Here is a 19,503-nt window from a genome sequence, read left to right on the forward strand (position 1 = left end):
TGGTCTTTAGGGGCGGCCACAAGGAAACGACTTGCTGCTCCGGGGAAGAGATGCGCCTGCCATGCAATTGCTGCCCAGACACGCTGCAAGCACTGAGGACGGCGAGATTTCGCAACTCCGCGCAGTCGGCCGAAATGCTCCCATGTTTGGCGACCTTCACGAAGTATTCGACTTGGCGCAAACTGAGCGGCGTATACATTTTATGTTGCTTCCTGCTTCAAATTATAAATTTTATTACAACAAACGTTATTTTCTAAATCCGGCGCTGAACGATCAGGGAGGAGCGAGTTGGCGATGGGAAACTACAAAACGGACGCAATTTGGCAGCACTCAGTCAAGGAGCTCACGTCCGCTTACAAATCCCGTGATCTGACGCCGGTCGATGCTGCAAGGGCCGCGCTGCAGCGCGCCGAAGAGGTTGATGCTGTCCTCAATGCCTTCACCGTGATTGATCACGACGGGGCGATAGCTTCGGCGCGCGTCTCCCAGGAAAGGTGGAGAAGGGGTGCGCCTCTTTCGCCGATCGACGGTATTCCAACGACCATCAAGGATATCGTCTGGTGCCACGGCCTCGATGTCCGCTACGGGAGCCGTGCAACACCCGATAGCTCATCGAAGCCCGATTCTCCCTCTGTCCAGCGCTTGAGGAACGCAGGGGCCGTGATTCTTGGGCTGACCATCACTCCTGAATTCGGCTGGAAGGCCGTCACGGACAATCCAAAAGACGGCGTCGCGCGGAACCCGTGGGATCATGCGAAGACTCCCGGCGGATCTTCCGGTGGAGCTGCCATTGCGGCCGCGACAGGGGCGGGCGTTCTTCATCTTGGTACCGACGGCGGCGGGTCGGTCCGGATCCCATCTTCCTTCACGGGCATCGTCGGCCTCAAGCCAAGCTATGGCCGGGTCGCGGCCTATCCGGCGAGCTCATTTGGGACGGTGGCCCATATAGGGCCTATGGCGCGGACGGTCGAGGACGCGGCAGCCATGCTGAACGCCATGGCAGGCCGAGACCTTCGCGATTGGACTCAGCCCGTCCAAGAGTTCCCCGAATTGTCGCTGAGTCAGGTCAATTGGTCCGGCAAGCGGGTGGGCTACTGGAAAACGCCTTGCATCGGAGGAGTGGATAAAACGGTCGCCGAGGCGATCGAGCGTGTACTAAAGGATCTGGAACTGGCCGGCGCATCAGTGACAGAGATACAGCTTCCGGATCAGGAAGCTTTGGAAATATTCCTGTGCCTATGGTATGTTGGGGCTGCCAATCGACTGTCGTGGATAGATCCTGGGCAGCACGATCTAATCGATCCGGGTTTTCTCCGGGTCGCACGCATCGGCCAGCGATATTCAGCGGTCGATCGCATGCAGGCCGAAATCCGGCGTGCCCAGTTCGGCGCCCGCATGGACGCGCTTCTTGACGAATTCGCCTACCTCGTTTCGCCCACCGTTCCTATTCCGGCATTTTGCGCCGGCTCTGAAGTCCCCGAGGGAAGCGGCTTCGAGAGTTCCTTTGAGTGGTCGTCATTCAGTTTCCCGATCAATTTAAGTCAGCAGCCGGCCTGCTCGGTGCCCTGCGGCTTCACGCCAGACGGACTGCCGATCGGTATGCAAATCGTCGGGCCACGAGGGGCTGACGGAAGCGTTCTCAGCGCCGCCCTTACTTACCAGCATATGTATCCCGAACGGTTTCTGATACCGGGCGGCAAATGGCCCGCCCTCGACGGAAGGCGCGATTGGTGCAGTCCGCAACCCATTTCGTGCTGAACGCATTTCCATTGATCTTTTGGATTTTGGTCAGACCTCGCCTGTTGTTTGGGCATCACTTGGATCATTTCGATGCCGGACAATTTGTCGCTGCACCGTAAGACCGTATGTCCGCCTCTGTCGGTGAGGTGGCTCGCCCTACACTGCGCGTCCGAGGGTTGCTCGGGCGGGCCGAGCCGATCCTCATCACAGGAGGACGAGCCGTGGCAGATTATAGGGAAGCATTTGTCGGAATCGATGTCGCCAAGCTGAGGAACGCCATCGCGATTGCGGATGCCGGCCGGGAGGGAGACGTTCGCTTCTTCGGCGAGGTCGACACGTCGGATACGAGCATGCGCCGCGTTATCCAGCGGATCGCGGCCAAGTTTGATCGGGTCCATTTCTGCTACGAGGCAGGACCAACCGGCTATGGTCTCTATCGGCTGATCCGTTCGTTTGGCCACGAATGCACCGTGGTCGCGCCGTCACTGATTCCAAGGAAGCCTGGCGATCGGGTGAAGACAAACCGCCGGGATGCTCTCTCCCTGTCCCGGCTGCTGCGCGCTGGCGAACTGACGGCGGTATGGGTTCCCGATGAAGGTCATGAGGCCATGCGGGATCTCGTTCGCGCACGGGCGGCCGCAGTCGAGACATTCCGCGTGCATCAGCAGGTCAGCGCCTTCATGCTTAAGCACGGTCGTGTCTATCCCCGCAAGAAGGGCTGGACGATGCGCTATCTCCGCTGGTTGCAGGAGCAGCAGTTCGATCACCCCGCGCATCAGATCGCGCTCCAGGAAATGGTCGAATCTGTCCGCATCTCAAAAGAGCGGGTTGAGCGGCTTGAGCTTGTGATCGAAGAGTTCGTTCCAGCCTGGTCACTCGCCCCGATCATACGGGCGCTGCAGACACTGCGTGGTGCGGACCTGATCGTTGCTGTGACGTTCGCCACCGAGATTGGCGACATGCGCCGCTTCGAGAGCCCGCGCCAACTCATGGGATATCTCGGCCTCGTTCCCGGCGAGCGATCGACGGGCGAGACAGTCAGACGCGGCGGCATCACCAAGGCAGGGAACGGACGGGTGCGCCATATGCTGGTAGAGAGTGCATGGACCTATCGGCATCCACCCAAGTTCGGTGCAAAGAAGCTCTACCGACTGGAGCAGGCGCCACCGAGGGTGCGAGAGATCGCATGGAAAGCTCAGACTCGGCTGACGGCCCGCTATCGAATGCTGAGCGGGCGCGGCAAGAGGACGACGGTGGTCTGCACGGCGATCGCCCGCGAATTGGTCGGCTTCATGTGGGCCGTTGCCAGGGAGGCGCACACAACCTGATCTAGTCGCCGCGGCGACATGCATCTTCGCTCATGGGCGGAGGCAGGACCACGGAGGGGAATGCCCGTCAGACGCTTTGTGGCCGGTAAATCGACCGACGCCCGCAGTAAGATAGGAACAGCCCCAGACGCACAATCGGGAATGCGGAGCCAACCCGCGCATCAGAGCTTGATCACCGACGTCCTTCAGTTCCGCCTCCACCCATGCGCGATCACCAGTACGAACAGCCGTTCCTCGGATCGGACGCCGCTCTGCGTCTGGATCCTTGACAGCGGACATTAGAGCGATGTTCCGACGGCACCTTTCGGGGATCGGCGTGAAGGACGATGTTCGGAGCCTTTGAGGGCTTCGACATAAACGATTTCAGAGCTTACGCTTAAGTCGAACGACTTGGAGCCGGTGCGCCGGTTCGAGGTGTTCACGGCTCCGGCCGGCGACGCGAATGGCCTCCAGAGGAGAAGGCGCGGATCGTTGCGGAGAGCTACGAGGCTGGCGAGACGGTTTGTGCTGTAGCTCGCCGATATGCGCTTTCCCCGCAGCAATTGTTTGCTTGGCGCCGGGCTGCGCGTCAACCCTCGGCGGAGGCGCCGGCATCAGAATCCCTGTTCGTTCCTGCGGTGGTTGCAGCGTCTTTGCCGGAACCGGTGGCGCAGCGCCCAGGACGACCACGGAAGCAGAAGGCGGTCCGCGACGCCGGCGTGATCGAGCTTGAGATCGGCGGTGTCGCGATGCGCGTTGGCCGCGGCGCCGATACCAAGACGGTGGCTGCTATAATCGGCGCGCTTAAGGCAACGACGTGATCGGGCCGACGGGTGCGGTCAGGGTCATGGCGGCGACGAAGCCAGTGGACTTCCGCAAGGGCGCGGAGGGGCTGGCGGCGCTGGTGCGCGAGACGATGGGCGCTGATCCGTTCAGCGGCACGGTCTACGTCTTCCGGGCGAAGCGGACGGACCGGATCAAGCTGATCTTCTGGGACGGCACCGGCGTCTGCCTCTATGCCAAGCGTCTGGAGGATGGGGAGTTCCGCTGGCCGAAAGTGCAGGACGGCGTGATGCGGCTGACGGCCGCGCAACTATCGGCGCTATTGGAAGGGCTCGACTGGCGGCGGGTCCACGAAGCGCGCCAGACCCGCGTTCCAGTTCAGGCGGGCTGACCGCGACGAAGTGAATCAGGCTGGATTCCGCTGTCGCGGGCTGTCGGCGAATATGGTCTGATCCGGTCATGACGATGACGGCTGACCAGCTTCCCGACGATCCGGACGCGCTGAAGGCGATGGTCCTGGCGCGCGACGTCGAGAATGCCCGCCTGATCCAGATCATCAAGGAATTGCAGCGTCATCGCTTCGGCCGAAGAGCTGAGACGCTCCCCGAGGATCAGTTGCTGCTGGGGCTCGAAGAGGCCGAACAGATCGAGGCCGCAGGTGACGAAGAGCAGGCACAGACCGCTCTTGGCGAACGTCAGGCGCGTGTCGCCAAGCGCCGGGCGAACCGCGGTGCGTTGCCACCCCATCTGCCGCGCACGGAGATGGTCGTCGACATCGAGGACCATACCTGCCCGTGCTGCCGCAATGGCCTGCATCGGATCGGTGAGGATGTGAGCGAGCGGCTCGATATCGTTCCGGCGCAGCTGTGTGTGATCGTCGTGCGCCGGCCCAAATATGCCTCACATGGGGATTACATGGTCAAGTGTGATTTTCCTCCTTCGCAGTTTCGGTCCAAGGTCTGAGCCCGATCACGTGACGCGGCCCGGTCGCCGGGCCTCATCCACCTCACATGCGGTCGCCGCTCCTGGCGGCAGCACCAATATCCCGCTTGCGGCGGGCGCAGAGGAAGACGAAACCATTCTGCCGATCGGCTGTTGAGGCCATGCATATTTTCGGTTCGCCCACCTGGATCCGAAAGGCTGATCAGGCCTTTGCGGAATGGAGGAAAAGGGTGGTGCGACCCATCTCGGTTGTCCTCATCGGCGAGACCTGGGCCAAGACCAACATGACGCGCACCCATGGCTGGGCACCACGTGGCCAACGGCTGGTCGACAAGGTGCCGCGCGGGCCTTCGAAGACCAACGGCGAGCGATTCCTGGCCTATGTCGGGCAGGTACTCCTCCCAACGCTCTCCAGCTAAGTGATATCGTCGTCATGGCCAACCCCTGGCTCGCACAGGGCAACGGCGGTCCGTCGCGCCATTCGCAATCCCGGCGCCAAGGCGATCTTCCTGCCCAAATACTCGCCTGATCTCAATTTGATCGAGCAGGTCTTCTCCAAGCTCAAGCCGCTACTGGGCAAAGCTGACGCCCGAACCGTCGAAGCCGTCGCCGCCACCGTCGGCCAGCTCTTCGAGCTCTTCACACCGCAGGAATACGCCAACTTCAGGAACGCGGGTTGTGCGTCCGTCTAAGAGCAGAAGCTAATAGAGGACTTCTCCATTTCGTTACCTCCATGACTGCTTGGTTGCTTCCCGGCTGCAGCGCTTGCCGGGTGGGGCTTGCACCCACCGAAACGCGCCGCCTTATCACTGTGCACCCCAAACGCTGACAATGCTAGATGTTTAGTCCCGGCATTTGCTGGAGCGGATTAAGCTTGAAGCGTTCGGGCTGTGCAGCCCAAGCCTTGCAGATGAACTCAAAGGGCGTGAGGCCTTTGAGGGTCTTGAGCCTGCGGCCGAAGTTGTAGGCAGAGATGAAGTCAGCAAGGTGCTGGCGCAGCTGATCATGGCTCTCATAGTAGAAGCGCCTGACGGTCGCATCCTTGATGGTCCGGTTCATCCTCTCGACCTGGCCGTTGGTCCACGGGTGCCTTGCCTTGGTCGTCCGGTGCTCGATGTCGTTCGTGGCGCAAGCGTGTTCGAAGGCATGGGCCCAGAAGCGTTCGCCGTTTGCGATGGCCTCCTTGATCAATGGCACGGCCGAACCGCCGGCGCCGGGGGTCGTGAACTGGATGCCGTTGTCGGTGAGCACAGTATGGATCCTGTAGGGGACGGCCGCGATCAGGCGCAGCAGGAAGTCTCTGGAGACGGCAGTGGTGGCCTTCTCGTGCAGTTCGACGACGGCGAACTTTGAGGTGCGATCGATGGCGACGAACATGTGCAGCTTGCCCTGCTCGGTGCGCACCTCGGCGACGTCGATGTGGAAGTAGCCGATCGGATAGCTCTTGAACTTCTTCTTCGCCGGCCTGTCGCCTTCGACATCCGGCAGGCGGCTGATGCCATTGCGCTGCAGACAACGATGCAGTGACGAGCGCGTCAGGTGTGGGATCGCGGGTTGTAAGGCATAGAGGCAGTCATCGAGCGGCAACAGAGTATAGCGTCGGAAGGCGACGGCTTCCTCCTCGGGCGAGAGCACCGTCGATCTCGGCTCTCTTGGACCGGTCGGCAGATCGGCCACCGAGGCCCGCTCCCGCCATTTGGCGACGGTTTTCTGGTTGATCCCATAGCGTTTGGCCACCGCCCTCAGGCTCTCTTGACTACGCTGTATCGCTCGACGGATCGCCTCTGTCGTCGTGGCGCTCCTATGAAGAACCTGGCCCATAGTGCATCCTTTGATTCGAAGGATAAGGATGCCCCATCAAAACCTGGGATCAAATACCTAAGTGCTCGCGGTAAATACCTTCCGAAGGAAATATCGTCCGAATCCGCGTGGATAGTTCGGTAGGTGACCAAATATCTCGTATCCGAGAGACTGATAGAAGGCGGGCGCCTGAAACTCATACGTGTTTAGCCACACTCCAACGCATCCTCGGTCAACGGCCCACTGTTCTGCAGATCTTACAAGCCGAGCGCCGATTTTCTGATTGCGGTAGCGCTCCGGCACAAATATCAATTCGATGAACAGCCAGTCATAGTAGCGGGTTGCCCAAAGGCCGCCTTCCGTGTGATCGTTTCTGGACTCCCTGATGAGAACTGCAACAGGCTCGCGATTATAAGGACCGGCCATTCCAATATTATAGACATCCAGAGCGTCCAAGAGGACCTTGCGCTCCGACCCGTTCGGCTGTTCCCGAATTTCGATAAATGGATCCACTGTGGCTTGCCTCCGGCTAAACTCATTCTCAGGACGCGTACAATTGGCGGTGCCGAGGACGATGACATCCTCCCCCTGCCGCTCAGACCGTAGAACAATTCCTCCACCTCCTGGTCTGGCCGTCAGGGTCCGCGTGCCGACCTACGCCAGTGGCCAGGATTGACGATGAGGCGATCCGCACCGTCAAACTTCAAAGTCAATGGATGGCGGCCTGGAACCACGAACTGCCCTGCTATGGCAGGCAAGGATTCAGGCCATTTCGGATCGCGATAGGATGCTACAACTTCACCGTCCTGGTTCGTAACGACTCCTCCGCAGTTCACAACAGCGAAGGCCGCCACTTTGACTTCGCCTATTTGCCTGAAGGCCCCGCCTTGCCCGGAATAGGCAGCGCATCTGAAGAAGCCGCCTGATCGCGTGTTCCGGCCGGCGCCATGCGCTCCAAGTGGAAATTTTCCGGAAGGAGCTGCTCTAAACGCCGCCTTCGCCAACTTTTTAAAGGGATAGACTTCGTTCAGCCTCTTGTCGCCCAAATCGTAGACAATGGCCCCAACGGAGAGCGCGATATCGCCCCACAATCCGCTATCGTCCTTCAGCCCGGTGGCTACGGCAGTGGTACATTCCAGCCCGTACCAAGAACCGCCAGAGAACACGACTGCACCGTGTTCCGGGCGCTCATAGCCGAGGCGCAGGTAATCGGTGTTGAAAGCGCCGCCACGGAAGTCGACCGCGCCCGGTTCCGTCGCAAGCGGCGTGAGGCCGCGGCGCAAATCGGACATGGCTTCCTCGGCCAGGAAAGGCGGCCGGAGGAGGCAAGTGCTACCCGATGCCCGCCCTAGCCGTCGACATTGGCGAGCGAGCGAGCCCGCTGTGGTGCGAGGCGGGGGCGGCACGAGCAGGACGCGGCCAGTCGGGCCGTCGTAGTTCTCGGTCACCTGCGCCGTGATCTGACCTGGCAGGTCGGAGCGGATGCCGGTGATAAGGCGCAATCCCAGACGCCCCAGGATGTCCCCGAGATCCTGCCGTCCGTCCGCGAGCAGCGTGCTCGTGCCGCTTCTCGTGCGGGCCAACCGCGAGCCGGAGAATTCGAGGTCATTGCTTGGCCATTCACAACTCGTTGTCCGGCGGCGCGACAATGATCTGAGGGCAGTGGGCCCGTTCATAACTCTTCGGCTCTCGGAATCACTCTCATTCCTCGCGCGCCTGCTGGGGGAATGACAGCGGCACCGCGACGGACCAGGCAAAGCTTCAATTAGCGGACCGCATTCAGTGCAGCGTCTGTCGCATTGATTTAGATCGTTCGAGCAAGTTTCATGTAGATCTCCTGGGCCGGAGATTGCGAGACCGCTATGTCGTAACGGGTCCTTCCCTGTGTGCAATCGGCGTGCCACCCAAGAGATTGTGCGAGCAAGAGGCAAAACCGTGTGTTTCGCGCCGCGCCGGCGGAATATTTGCGCCTTGGTGTGTCGGCTCCCGAACATCGACGTTTTTAACCGCACAGGGCTAACGCATCCGCGCCGATGGAGACATCCATGAACGCGTCGCCGCCTATCCCGATCTCACCGCCGTTCGGCTGGCGCGCGAGATTTGCGAGCCCGGTTTTGAAAGCGCCTGCAACGCCGTGAATCGAAGATGCGCTGGCCTTCCGGATCCAACTCAGGCAGGCGCACATCAACAGGCAGACGACATTGCAAACCACATCTGCGTGCGGTCCACGTTTCAAAAGCCAATGCATTTTGGCGCAAAAAGCATTCCCCATGCTTCATATTGGCTCGGGTCCCGATCCGCTCCTGCCTTGCTGCCATTCCATGGCAGTGCGGGAGGAGCCATCGCCTACCTCGCGGCAGCGGGCGCGCCGGGTAATTGTCTCTCTGGTCTGACCCGCTGCGGCGCCTGGCATTAACCACGCGGGCAACGGTCAAAGCAGACAGGTTCCCCAGCTATCGACACATGGACTTGCCAATCCATCAAAGAGAAGCATCGAAGTCGGCGGCCTCAATGAACCGGTCGAGATTTCTATCGATCGATGGGGGGCTGGCCAACATACGCGCGAATGGCTTGGAGGATCTCTTCCTCGCACAGGGCTACAACGCCGCGCGTGATCACCTGTGGCAGATCGACCTTTGGCGCAAGCGAGGACTCGGCTGCTGGCGGCGGATTTCGGTCCCGGAGTCCTCGAGCAAGATCGCGCTTCCCGGCTTTTCCTGTACCGCGGAGACATGGCAGCCGAGTGGGCGGCATATTCGCCTGACGCCTCTTCTGGGGCTTCTGCCCAAGGTGGCGAGGCGGACGGCGCGGGACATCACCGCCGAGGCGTCGACATGCAAGGGATGTCGGAATCCCTACTCCGAGCTCTGCAGGGCAAAGCGTTTATCAAGGATCTTTCAAGAGCCCGTGACGGCGCTAAACCCGCTGCACACGGTCGGACGCCAATTGTCAGACGTCTCTCGCGCCCATATCGCAGGCTTCTCGCTTGGAGGCCAAGGAGCGGGCGATCTATCTGCTAGAAAAGGTGGGAATTTCTAACGCCGCGCAGGTCAACGCTCGGCCTGCGGCGCCGCCTGGCCGGCTTCGGCAGTAGCGGTGCGGTCCGGTCCCATTCCTCAACGCTGAAATCGGTCGGATAATGCTTCGTCTTTCGCTCGATACGGGCCATAGGGCTAGCGTCTCTTGTGTCCACACACATAGCCCATGGTGGCGAAATCGCGATAAGGAACCAGCGTATCGTTGATGGAAAGGCGCGCGCAAGCATGTGTTCCCCTTGGCTGGGCTGACCTGCCCTTCACCTCGGCTTGACGGCAGTACTACTTCGACGCCGGCAACGGCTTCTCGGCCTTGGTCTCGCTCGAAGAAGGCTCTCGCGCGGTCGGCACGATCGACAGCTACGTTCCGCATGTCGTCGGTGGCGTGAAGTACACGCAGGGCTGGGGTGCGATCACTGGGGACGTTGCTTATGACAGCAATTACGAAGAGGTGGCAGGCAAGGTTCGCTTGGACGTGAATGCGACCGACGCGCTGTCGCTGTTCATCATGGCCGGCTATGGCACCGACGAGAATCTCAACGACCCGACCTACGCGATCCCTGCCGGCGACAGCGGCTTCTACAAGCAGTGGGGCGGCAACTGGGCAGTCTGGGGTGGTGGCACGTACACCTTCAACGAGAAGACTGCGTTCAACCTCCAGGTGTCGTATGATGACGCCAAGGAATTTGGCCTTGCGGCGAACGTCGCCTACAAGATCGTCCCGGGCCTCACGATCACGGCCGAAGTTGACTGGGCTCATCTGCTTCCAAGCCGCCCGTGCCGGTGATCATCCGCTGCAAAGACTAAGGACGGTCACCGCTCACACCACGGTCATAGCGTCTAGCTGTGTCCGATTGAAGAGCGTCTATGTTCGGAACCTGACACACTGAGGCGCAAGTATTCGCCGTTGCGGCGCGTAACACATGGTTTTGCCTCTGTTGCTCGCACAACCTCTCCGGTGGCACGCCGATTGCATAGGACAGGGTGAAGGATACGGTCTCGCAGTCTCGGGTCGAGGAGGTCTCCATGAAAAACTTGCTCGAACGATCCAAATCGATGCGATGGATGCTGCACTGTTGAGAGCGGTCCTGCCGTTGGAAGCTTTGCCGCGTCCAGCCCGTTGGCCGTACCGGCGGGGCGCGCGGGATCCAGACGAGCTTTTGTCTTCGATCACCAAATCCGAGCGTATGAAATGTTAGCGGGCAAACATCCAGGGAGTAGCTCATGCGAATAGCTATCGTACGGAACTATGATGATACGGGCGTGATCAACCGGTTCGGTCAGCCTTGTCCAGACGAATACCGCCCGGGCGGGACGGTCGAAAGCGTGATGGCGGCACTGCAAGAGGGCGGCCACGAGACGCTTCTGTGCGAAGGCGATAAAGGACTGCTCGCTGCGCTTGAGCGGTTCATGCCACCCGAGCCGCAAGCCCGCCCTTCGGGGTTCGTCTTCAACGCGGCGGAGGGAATTCAGGGCGAGTACCGTTACACCCACGTTCCGGCCATGCTCGAGATGGCCGGCGTTCCATACACCGGATCGAGCCCGCTCGGACATGGGCTGGCGCAGGACAAGGTCGTCGCCAAGAGGCTCCTGCGCGACGCCGGCGTGCCAACGCCGAACTTTCGCGTGATGCGTCGCGGCACCGAGAGTACCGGCGACCTGCGATTCCCCGTGGTAGTGAAGTCGCGTCTCGAAGAGTGCAGCCTCGGATTGCAGCTCGTACATGAGCCGGCTCAGTTAAGGCACGCCGTAGAAGGGACCGTCACGCAGTATGGGCAGGATGCGCTCGTGGAAGAATACATCGAGGGGCGGGAAATCTATGTCGCGCTGCTCGGAAACGGAGAGCTCGACGTGTTGCCTTTGGTGGAGCAGGACTTCGGCGACCGCGAAACGCGTCTTTTCACTTTGGAAGATAAGATGCACACTGCGGTCACAGAGCTGCAGACCATTTGCCCGGCACAAATCGGGAGCAAACTTGCGACGATGCTGCGGGATATTTCGGTTGCGACCTTCCGTGCCTGCCAGTGCCGGGACTATGCCCGCGTCGACCTGCGGATCGACAGCTCCGGCCAGCCCTTCGTCCTGGAGATCAACTCCATGCCGGGGCTCAGTACGACCAGCATTTATGCCCTGGCCGCGACGACCGCCGGGCACAGCTACTCGAGCTTGGTCAATCGCATCCTGGATGTAGCCCACAGGCGGTATTTCGGAATCGGCATCCCCTATGCGAACACGCGTCGAATCGCGACCGGGTTTTTCCGCCACAGCGGCGGCCCGTCTTAGCTTTGCAGCTGTAAGGACACCGGGGTTGCTCGGGCGTGCCGATCTGACCCCCAGCAAAGGAAGGACGGGCCATTGCAGAAGATAAGTTTTTCTGTCGGTGGCGACGGTTCGAAAGCCAAGCACACGACTGTGATTGAGGAGGATGGCCGGGAATGGGAGGACCGCTATTTCGGCGAACGACACAGGGGGCGGCGGAACGCTTCGTGCGCAAGCTGGAGCGCAAGCATCTCCGCCTGCTTTGCCGCCAGGTCGTTGAGCTCGGCCACCACTGCGATGTCGTTGCGCCGTCGCTAAATCCCGAATCGCCCGGGCGAACGCGTCAAAGGCACAACGGAGATTGGACAGCCCAAAACGGACTACTGAAGTGCGATAGCCAACCCGCGGATAAGAGCATGATCGACCGTCGTCTCAAGGGCTCATCCCGTCCCCGGTGCTGTCCATCAAGGGCAAACATCCTGTGGCAAGACATGACGGCGTCCCCGCGCCCCGGCGATGCGCTGCATCGATCCGGTACTGCCGCGTCCCTCCAGCACCGATAGATGGCGACGAGCCGCCTTTCTTCGAGAATGAGCAACTGGTCCGCCCAGCTAATGCACCTCGACGAAGCGCCGCGTGCGGTCGGGCAACGCTGTAGTAATTGCTGCGGATCGAGACGCGCCCGTCACGGCTGACACGGCGCTCAAGGTTCGAGAGCGCATCGAAGGGGACGGCGGTGCCAGGAGCCCTTCCCCCTTGGCCGCCAAGGCGTCCGCGACAATCTCATGGGTCGTGCCGTGCAGCCGGACATTGGCCACCGGATCCAGTCGCGCAGCTGCTCGTTGAGATCATCGAGGTTGCGGAAGGTGCGGGCTAGTAAGAAATCCTGGGGGATGGAGCTGAGGGACCGCTCCACCTTGCCCTCATTCGGTGTGTGATCTGTGGTGCCTTCTCGCCCCGCCATCCACGCTGTTGAGAAAGGTTCTCGCGTTTCCGCTAAAGCGGGAGTTCGCGCGCACGGCACATCAGGTGCAACGGCGCTGTTTCTATACTTACTCGGAATTGGCGAGCACTGAAGACACTCCGGTCAGACGGCTCCGAGGATTCATTCCGTGGTATGGCACGCCCATCGTCTTACTCACCTCTGCCTCTAATGAGCCCAAACAAGTCGCGTCGAGTTAGCCAAATAAGCCAATCATCATCCTCGCTGCTCGGTCAGGCAAACTCAACACCGAGCCCCGTGGTTCTCTATGAAGATAGGCATATTGATCGGCTATTCCCTTTTCGATGAGCCAAGTCGCAACAAAGGTATAGATGAAGTCAGGTGACCATTTTGTTCCAAAAGCAATACGTGCAAGCGTCCTGGGAAATGCGCGTCCCAACGCAAAACATCGACGCCGGGCGCCGCGCTCATCGACGATAGCAGCAGCAGCTTCGATTCTGTGCACGCTTTCCGCAAGGAAGGGTTTCCCCTGTTCGGAGATCGCTCCTCTCGCGCGGCGATGGTCGGCGCAGCATGGCTCGCCGGGGCGGAAAAATCCTGTCGCGATTTGACGCGTGTTCGGCCTAGGGGATGCCGATTCCGAAATACCGCCTGTGGGCTACATCCAGGATGCGATTGACCAAGCTCGAGAAGCTGTGCCCGGCGGTCGTCGCGGCCAGGGCATAGGTTGTGGTCGTACCGAGCACCGGCATGGAGTTGATCTCCAGGACGAAGGGCTGGCCGGAGCTGTCGATCCGCAGGTCGACGCGGGCATAGTCCCGGCACTGGCAGGCACGGAAGGTCGCAACCGAAATATCCCGCAGCATCGTCGCAAGTTTGCTCCCGATTTGTGCCGGGCAAATGGTCTGCAGCTCTGTGACCGCAGTGTGCATCTTATCTTCCAAAGTGAAAAGACGCGTTTCGCGGTCGCCGAAATCCTGCTCCACCAAAGGCAACACGTCGAGCTCTCCGTTTCCGAGCAGCGCGACATAGATTTCCCGCCCCTCGATGTATTCTTCCACGAGCGCATCCTGCCCATACTGCGTGACGGTCCTTTCTACGGCCCGCCTCAACTCAGCCGGCTCATGTAGGAGCTGCAATCCGAGGCTCATAGTTTCTTGGCGTGGCTTCACTACCACGGGGAATTGCAGGTCGCCGGTACTCTCGGTGCCGCGACGCATCACGCGAAAGTTCGGCGTTGGCACGCCGGCGTCGCGCAGGAGCCTCTTGGCGACGACCTTGTCCTGCGCCAGCCCATGTCCGAGCGGGCTCGATCCGGTATATGGAACGCCGGCCATCTCGAGCACGGCCGGAACGTGGGTGTAACGGTACTCGCCCTGAATTCCGTATGCCATGTTGAAGACGAACCCCGAAGGGCGGGCTTGCGGCTCGGGTGGCATGAACCGCTCAAGCGCAGCGAGCAGTCCTTTATCACCTTCGCACAGAAGCGTCTCGTGGCCGCCCTCTTGCAGTGCCGCCATCACGCTTTCGACCGTCCCGCGGTCGTATTCCTCCGGACAAGGCTGACCGAACCGGTTGATCACGCCCGTATCATCATAGTTCTGCACGACAGCTATTCGCATGAGCTACTCCCTGGATGTTTGCCCGCTAACATTTCATACGCTCGGATTTGGTGATCGAAGACAAAAGCTCGTCTGGATCCCGCGCGCCCCGCCGGTACGGCCAACGGGCTTGTTCCCTCTAACCGGCGGAAATCGATATATTTGTTGATCAGAAAAAGGCGGCCGGCCTGCACCAACGCAGTTCCGGGAAAACGCAGGAAGAGTTGAACGTATCTGGCAAGCTCATCAAAGTCACAATGAGAGCCGCCAACACTGTCGTGAACGTGCGCCAGACCGCTTCGCGAACCCGATCTCGGTAGAGCACATTTGCGAAGTTTTAGTAGGTCAAGCACAGGCGATAATTTCGCGAAGCAGGCAATATCCCACCATTTTCCGGTCATCAGCGGCGCAAACATCAGCGCAGCCCGGAGGCTGAACCGCCACGCGACAGGAACCAAAGCCGCTGCTGGAGAAATGACAGCGGCACCCGCAACGGACGCGGCAAAGCTTCCAACGGCAACACCACACTCAACAGTGCAGCGTCCATTGCATTGATTTGGATCGTTCGAGCAAGTTTTCATGGAACCTCCTCGGCCACTGCGAGACCGGATCCTTTCACCGTGTCCTATGCAATCGGCGTGCCACCGGAGAGGTTGTGCGAGCAACAGGGGGAAAACCATGTGTTACGCGCCGCAACGGCGAATACTTGCGCCTCAGTGTGTCAGGTTCCGAACATAGACGCTCTTCAACCGGACACAGCTGAACTCGCAACCGGACTTCGAATGACGACGGTTGTCACTTGGGGACCTGTACTAAGCACCTTGCCGATCACCTATGAATCGGGAGGATCACCTCCTCGATAGGGGGCAAGGTGCTGTTCAAATGGTGCATCAATGCAGTGTTCGCACCTCGATGCGAGCCACCGGTTTCGCGGCGCGCTCGTCTTGTGCTGCGGCCGCGGCAAGGTCGTCGTCGCGTCGGATCGAATGCGGAGGATGCTCTTGGCCCTCAAGGCGCGGCTGGCCAACTTCGGCCTGATGCTCCATGAGGACAAGACGCGGCTGATCGAGTTTGGCGCGGCTCGCGGCCCTTTCACATCAGCGGCGCGGCGAGCGGCGGCCAGAGACCTTCCTCGGATTCACCCACTACTGCGGCGAACCCGGGACAGCCGAAGCACAAGACGGAGGGGAAACGCCTGACGCGCAAGCTTAAAGCGTTGCGCCAAGAGGTTTGGCTGCTCATGCACGCGCCACTGGCCACGCAGCACGAATGGTCGCGCCGTTCTGCGTGGACACTACGGCTACTACGGCAGGCCGCACAACTATCCAGCGCTCAACGGGTTCTACCGGGAAGTGCGTCGGACATGGCTATGGTGCCTGAGACGGCGTAGCAAGAAAAGCCGAGCACGGGCTGGTCGGAGCTCGAGACCCTGACAGCACGCTTCCGCCTGCCAGCTCCGCGCATCACTGGCACTTGGACGCAGGCCCGGATATGACGAGGGTTTACCCTCGGGAAGAGCCGGGTGGGGACTGTCAGGAATTCTGTGCGCGAGGCCGGTCTCGTCATTGGCTGACGAACCTCTCGCCGAAGACAACGGCGAACTGGGTCTTGGCCTCGAACCATTCGCGCGGCGGTCGTTTCCATTCCTCAGCCGCATGGTTCAGGACCAGATATAGCAGTTTCATCGCCGCGTCGTCACTCGGGAAGTGTCCGCGGGTGCGGACGGCGCGGCGCAGCTTGGAGTTCAACGCCTCAATTGCATTCGTCGTGTAGATGATCCGGCGCACGCTTTCTGGGAAGGCGAAGAACGGCACGACGTGCTGCCAGTTGCGCCGCCAGCTCTGAGTGATCGCGGGATATCGCTGGCCCCAGTAGCTGGCTTCGAATTCCTCCAGGGCCTTCATGCCGGCTTCGGCGTCCTTGGCCCGGTAGATCGCACGCAGCGCCGGCACGACGGGCTTGCGGTCCTTCCACGACACGAACTCCAGGGAATGGCGGATCAGGTGCACGATGCAGGTTTGAACCACGGTTTGGGGGAAGACGGCGTTGATCGCCTCGGGAAAGCCCTTTAGGCCATCGACGACGGCGATCAAGACGTCGGCGACGCCACGACTCTTCAACTCGTTCATGACGCGCAGCCAGAACTTGGCGCCCTCGGTCTGCTCGATCCAGATGCCGAGGATCTCCTTCGTGCCATCCGGCAGGATGCCGAGCGCGATGTAGACGGCCTTGTTCCTGACGAAGCCCTCGTCCCTGATCTTGACCCGGATGGCATCGAAGAAGACGAGCGGATAGACCACATCCAGCGGGCGATTCTGCCACTCTGCCACTTCCTCCAGGACAGCGTCGGTGACGGCCGAGATCAGGTCCGGCGACACGTCTATGCCGTAGAGCTCCTCCAGGTGGCCGCGGATCTCGCGCACCGTCATGCCGCGCGCATACATGGAGATGATCTTCTCGTCGAAGTCTGGGAAGCGGCGCTGATATTTGGCGATCAGCTTCGGATCGAAGGTTCCGGCACGGTCGCGCGGGATCGTCAGCGTCATCTTCGATGTGCCCGTCAGCACCGATTTCCGCGAATGGCCATTGCGGCGATTGGCGTTGCCGTCGGCCTGCTCCTCATCGAGGTGCTCGTCCAGTTCGGCGTTCAGAATCCGCTCCGAAAGCGCCTTCTTCAGATCGTCGAGCAGCCCGTCTCTGGCGAAAACCTCATTCGGATCGCCGCAAGCAGTTGGTCCAGAAGTTCCTTCTCAATAGCCATGTGATGATTCTCTCCTTTCCATCATCATGGCCTCGCGCACAGAATTCCTGACAGTCCCGCCGGGTGCGGGAAATCCGCCCGCCCGGATCTGTAAGGGCGAAAGCCGAATGGCTGAGCTACTCGACCACGACCCCATCCCGCAGGAGATCGAACTTTATAAGCAATTGCATCGAGCTCGCCGTAATCGCCTCAAGCACTTCCGGCGTTTCGCAATCCGTTATGACAGGCCAACAACCCATTTCACCGGCCTTGTCACCTCGCTGCCGCCGTGGTCTGGCTACAATGAATGTCGATTCTCCCTAGATCGGTCAAAGCGTCTAACAGATCAGCTCGCCATATTGCCCGTATCCCTAGCGACGAACAATCCGCCAGTGTCGCGACATTAAGCTATCGAAAACGGTTCACATGACAGTCTCGCCGCCTGACCAGCACTCGCCACTCTCTTGCGTTCTACGTCAACCGTTGTGACAAAACCTCCAAAATAAATTTACAGATACTTTGCACCCGCCAATCGCCGACCATGGTAAGTCCACAAGGTCTGAGTAGGCGCGACTAGAAAACCGATGGCGATTTACGCCCCGACCGCCGCACAAAGCTCAACGGAAACCCGTCCCGTGGCAATATAGAAAGGATTCCATGACACAGCCCCCACCCTTCCCTGTAGAAGAATTCCGCTCGCGCCTAGCAGCATTGCGCACTGTCATGGCCGAGCGGCAAGTGGACCTCCTTATCGTGGACCAGTTTGAGCACATTGAATATTTTGGCGGTCACCGGCCCACAGCGGCCATTTATCAAGCCTTGCTCATCCCCCTTGATGAAGAGCCGGTCGCGGTGATCCGCGCGCTCGACGCTCCGGTCTTCAGCGAAATGAGCTGGCTCACTGATTGCTTGGCAATCGGTGACAGCGATAATCCTATCAAGGTCGTCGCCGAGACCATCCTAGCCCGCGGACACGGAGCTTCGGCCATAGGCGTCGAGCGCGACAGCCACTTTCTCACTGTGAACCGGGCGCTGGAGCTCCAAACCCGGCTGCCGGATGCCAGGATCGTCGATTTCTCCGGTATCATGTGGGAAATGCGGCAAGTCAAATCGCCGCTTGAACTCGCCTGTCTCGAGGTAGCCGCAGAGATCTGCGACCGCGCGACGGCGGCAGGTTTTGACGTGGCTCTGGCCGGCGTCAACGAGCGCGAGGTCCTGGCAGCCATGACTGCCGAAGCGTTGCGCAGTGGTGCCGATAATCAGTTCCTCGGCACGCTGGTGTCGGGCGCTCGCTCGGCAGCCTTGCACGGAGCGCTCGGCCATCGCACACTTGCCAAGGGGGATATCCTCCATGTCGAAATGGCGCCACAGTTTCACGCCTACACCTCGCGGATGATGCGCCCGAAATCGATCGGTGCGCCAACCGATGCACAAATACGGACCGCAACAACGATGATCCGAATCCAGGACGAGCAGTTCCGCGCCATGAAGCCCGGAGCGGAGGCAAAGGAGATTGACCGCATCCTGCGCGGGGGCATATTGGCGGCTGGATTGCGCGACAGCTATACGAATGTCACCGGCTATACGGTCGGCCTCGTCTCCGTTCCGCGCAGCACTGATTTCACCCGCGCCTTCCTGGCCGACAGCGATTGGCAGTTGAAGCAAAACCAGGTTTTCCACATGTATACCTGGGCGGGTGGCATGGCCTTCAGCGAAACCGTCGTCGTCACACCTGAGGGCGGGAAGCGCCTGACCAAGATGGAGCGCAGGCTCTTCTGTTGACCCCTCACCGAGAGGACAATCCGTCACCGCCGAAGCTGGGTCCAGGATCTTTGTTACGCGCCAGGTCCCTCGGGAGAGTTGCGGCGTGTTCATTGACGGTCTCCTGTCGGGATCGAGCGCAAGACCGGCTGCGGAACAGGCGGGTCTGGAGATGCCCTTGCTTCGATTGTCCAGATTCTGCCCGACGCCGACAAGGTGTCGCTGGTAGCCCTGCCGAAGGCGGAGACCTGATGCTGCCCCACCTACGATTGCGAAAGCCGACATTGCACGGCCCATTGCATACGTCGGCTTTCAGATCTGCCGTGGCATGGACGCGTTGTCGAATCCGGCTTCTGTCAAGGCGGTTTCGCTGCGGGAATGGAAGCTGCCGGCAACGGATCTTCACCGAGAGGCTTCCCGACGTTCTCGAAGGCGCGGCGCACGGTGTGGCTCGGCCAGCCGCCGTCCTGTTCGTGCCGGTATCATTCTATTGTCGCCAGTTCCGCTCCGAGGCCGACCACCTTGCCAGCTCCAACCTTGATGTGGATACGGCCCGTCTTTGGGGCGAGAATGCGCGTTTCCATCTTCATCG

16 protein-coding genes and 5 pseudogenes are annotated in these 19,503 nt (G+C 60.5%); 11 read left to right on the forward strand and 10 right to left on the reverse strand.

Annotated elements, in window-relative coordinates:
• The coding region (locus tag NKJ72_RS29845) for a hypothetical protein (protein WP_352480621.1) at positions 1–199 on the reverse strand (199 nt) is incomplete at its 3' end.
• A 95-nt stretch (positions 200–294) separates the two neighbouring features.
• Here NKJ72_RS29845 and NKJ72_RS29850 point away from each other — a divergent pair.
• The 7 genes and pseudogenes from NKJ72_RS29850 to NKJ72_RS29885 all read left to right on the forward strand — a co-directional run bounded on the left by NKJ72_RS29850 (position 295) and on the right by NKJ72_RS29885 (position 5,464).
• The gene (locus NKJ72_RS29850; RefSeq protein WP_352480622.1) at positions 295–1,758 is read left to right on the forward strand and encodes an amidase; all 1,464 of its coding nucleotides are present in this window, start codon (positions 295–297) and stop codon (positions 1,756–1,758) included.
• Between the two features lie 203 nt (positions 1,759–1,961).
• A complete protein-coding gene (locus NKJ72_RS29855; protein ID WP_502901920.1) occupies positions 1,962–3,068 on the forward strand; it encodes an IS110 family RNA-guided transposase in 1,107 nt (368 codons plus the stop codon).
• A gap of 467 nt (positions 3,069–3,535) precedes the next feature.
• Positions 3,536–3,868, forward strand: a complete 333-nt coding sequence (locus NKJ72_RS31080) for a transposase (protein WP_502901922.1) — start codon at positions 3,536–3,538, stop codon at positions 3,866–3,868.
• Positions 3,869–3,894: 26 nt separating this feature from the next.
• Positions 3,895–4,221, forward strand: a complete 327-nt coding sequence (gene tnpB, locus NKJ72_RS29870) for an IS66 family insertion sequence element accessory protein TnpB (protein WP_502901921.1) — start codon at positions 3,895–3,897, stop codon at positions 4,219–4,221.
• A 68-nt stretch (positions 4,222–4,289) separates the two neighbouring features.
• A pseudogene (locus tag NKJ72_RS29875) lies at positions 4,290–4,730 on the forward strand (IS66 family transposase zinc-finger binding domain-containing protein); the annotation flags it as partial.
• Positions 4,731–5,005: 275 nt separating this feature from the next.
• The gene (locus NKJ72_RS29880) at positions 5,006–5,191 is read left to right on the forward strand and encodes a hypothetical protein (protein WP_352480629.1); all 186 of its coding nucleotides are present in this window, start codon (positions 5,006–5,008) and stop codon (positions 5,189–5,191) included.
• Positions 5,192–5,464, forward strand: a complete 273-nt coding sequence (locus NKJ72_RS29885; RefSeq protein WP_352480631.1) for a transposase — start codon at positions 5,192–5,194, stop codon at positions 5,462–5,464. It begins immediately after the preceding gene.
• A 142-nt stretch (positions 5,465–5,606) separates the two neighbouring features.
• On the opposite strand, the gene NKJ72_RS29890 is transcribed toward NKJ72_RS29885, so the two are convergent.
• The 4 genes from NKJ72_RS29890 to NKJ72_RS29905 form a co-directional block, all read right to left on the reverse strand.
• The gene (locus tag NKJ72_RS29890; protein WP_352480633.1) at positions 5,607–6,593 is read right to left on the reverse strand and encodes an IS481 family transposase; all 987 of its coding nucleotides are present in this window, start codon (positions 6,591–6,593) and stop codon (positions 5,607–5,609) included.
• A gap of 57 nt (positions 6,594–6,650) precedes the next feature.
• The gene (locus NKJ72_RS29895) at positions 6,651–6,998 is read right to left on the reverse strand and encodes a GNAT family N-acetyltransferase (RefSeq protein ID WP_352480643.1); all 348 of its coding nucleotides are present in this window, start codon (positions 6,996–6,998) and stop codon (positions 6,651–6,653) included.
• Positions 6,999–7,207: 209 nt separating this feature from the next.
• Complete coding sequence (locus NKJ72_RS29900; RefSeq protein ID WP_352480645.1) at positions 7,208–7,864, reverse strand: P1 family peptidase; 657 nt, start codon at positions 7,862–7,864, stop codon at positions 7,208–7,210.
• A gap of 710 nt (positions 7,865–8,574) precedes the next feature.
• Positions 8,575–8,844, reverse strand: a complete 270-nt coding sequence (locus NKJ72_RS29905) for a hypothetical protein (protein ID WP_352480634.1) — start codon at positions 8,842–8,844, stop codon at positions 8,575–8,577.
• 220 nt (positions 8,845–9,064) lie between these two features.
• Here NKJ72_RS29905 and NKJ72_RS29910 point away from each other — a divergent pair.
• The 3 genes and pseudogenes from NKJ72_RS29910 to NKJ72_RS29925 form a co-directional block, all read left to right on the forward strand.
• Positions 9,065–9,334: pseudogene (locus NKJ72_RS29910) on the forward strand (penicillin acylase family protein); the annotation flags it as partial.
• A gap of 550 nt (positions 9,335–9,884) precedes the next feature.
• Positions 9,885–10,367, forward strand: a pseudogene (locus NKJ72_RS29920) (porin); the annotation flags it as partial.
• 464 nt (positions 10,368–10,831) lie between these two features.
• On the forward strand, positions 10,832–11,890 hold the full coding sequence (locus NKJ72_RS29925; RefSeq protein WP_352480635.1) for a D-alanine--D-alanine ligase family protein: 1,059 nt from the start codon (positions 10,832–10,834) through the stop codon (positions 11,888–11,890).
• Between the two features lie 483 nt (positions 11,891–12,373).
• Here NKJ72_RS29925 and NKJ72_RS29930 read toward each other — a convergent pair.
• The 4 genes and pseudogenes from NKJ72_RS29930 to NKJ72_RS29945 all read right to left on the reverse strand — a co-directional run.
• Positions 12,374–12,791 (reverse strand): annotated as a pseudogene (locus NKJ72_RS29930) (Mu transposase domain-containing protein); the annotation flags it as partial.
• Between the two features lie 641 nt (positions 12,792–13,432).
• On the reverse strand, positions 13,433–14,431 hold the full coding sequence (locus NKJ72_RS29935) for a D-alanine--D-alanine ligase family protein (RefSeq protein ID WP_352480637.1): 999 nt from the start codon (positions 14,429–14,431) through the stop codon (positions 13,433–13,435).
• Positions 14,422–14,991, reverse strand: coding sequence for a hypothetical protein (locus NKJ72_RS29940; RefSeq protein ID WP_352480639.1), 570 nt, complete (start codon positions 14,989–14,991; stop codon positions 14,422–14,424). Before NKJ72_RS29940 ends, NKJ72_RS29935 begins: the two co-directional genes overlap by 10 nt.
• A gap of 981 nt (positions 14,992–15,972) precedes the next feature.
• Positions 15,973–17,171 (reverse strand): annotated as a pseudogene (locus NKJ72_RS29945) (IS256 family transposase).
• Positions 17,172–17,807: 636 nt separating this feature from the next.
• Between NKJ72_RS29945 and NKJ72_RS29950 the strand changes: the two are divergent.
• Positions 17,808–18,932 (forward strand): M24 family metallopeptidase, encoded by a 1,125-nt coding sequence (locus NKJ72_RS29950; RefSeq protein WP_352480641.1) that lies wholly within the window; start codon positions 17,808–17,810, stop codon positions 18,930–18,932.
• 461 nt (positions 18,933–19,393) lie between these two features.
• Here NKJ72_RS29950 and NKJ72_RS31085 read toward each other — a convergent pair.
• On the reverse strand, positions 19,394–19,503 hold a 110-nt coding region (locus NKJ72_RS31085), incomplete at its 5' end, for a biotin/lipoyl attachment domain-containing protein (RefSeq protein WP_502901923.1).

It is taken from the genome of Mesorhizobium sp. M0045, assembly GCF_040323385.1.
Taxonomy (GTDB): domain Bacteria; phylum Pseudomonadota; class Alphaproteobacteria; order Rhizobiales; family Rhizobiaceae; genus Mesorhizobium.

Bases quoted from the DNA above. Each gene is read 5' to 3' on its own strand.
- NKJ72_RS29890 (WP_352480633.1), bottom strand. From the start codon at position 6,593: ATGGGCCAGGTTCTTCATAGGAGCGCCACGACGACAGAGGCGATCCGT.
- NKJ72_RS29950 (WP_352480641.1), top strand. From the start codon at position 17,808: ATGACACAGCCCCCACCCTTCCCTGTAGAAGAATTCCGCTCGCGCCTA.
- NKJ72_RS29935 (WP_352480637.1), bottom strand. From the start codon at position 14,431: ATGCGAATAGCTGTCGTGCAGAACTATGATGATACGGGCGTGATCAAC.
- NKJ72_RS29925 (WP_352480635.1), top strand. From the start codon at position 10,832: ATGCGAATAGCTATCGTACGGAACTATGATGATACGGGCGTGATCAAC.
- NKJ72_RS29895 (WP_352480643.1), bottom strand. From the start codon at position 6,998: ATGGCCGGTCCTTATAATCGCGAGCCTGTTGCAGTTCTCATCAGGGAG.
- NKJ72_RS29940 (WP_352480639.1), bottom strand. From the start codon at position 14,991: ATGAAAACTTGCTCGAACGATCCAAATCAATGCAATGGACGCTGCACT.
- NKJ72_RS29850 (WP_352480622.1), top strand. From the start codon at position 295: ATGGGAAACTACAAAACGGACGCAATTTGGCAGCACTCAGTCAAGGAG.
- NKJ72_RS29900 (WP_352480645.1), bottom strand. From the start codon at position 7,864: ATGTCCGATTTGCGCCGCGGCCTCACGCCGCTTGCGACGGAACCGGGC.
- NKJ72_RS29905 (WP_352480634.1), bottom strand. From the start codon at position 8,844: ATGGGGAATGCTTTTTGCGCCAAAATGCATTGGCTTTTGAAACGTGGA.
- tnpB (WP_502901921.1), top strand. From the start codon at position 3,895: ATGGCGGCGACGAAGCCAGTGGACTTCCGCAAGGGCGCGGAGGGGCTG.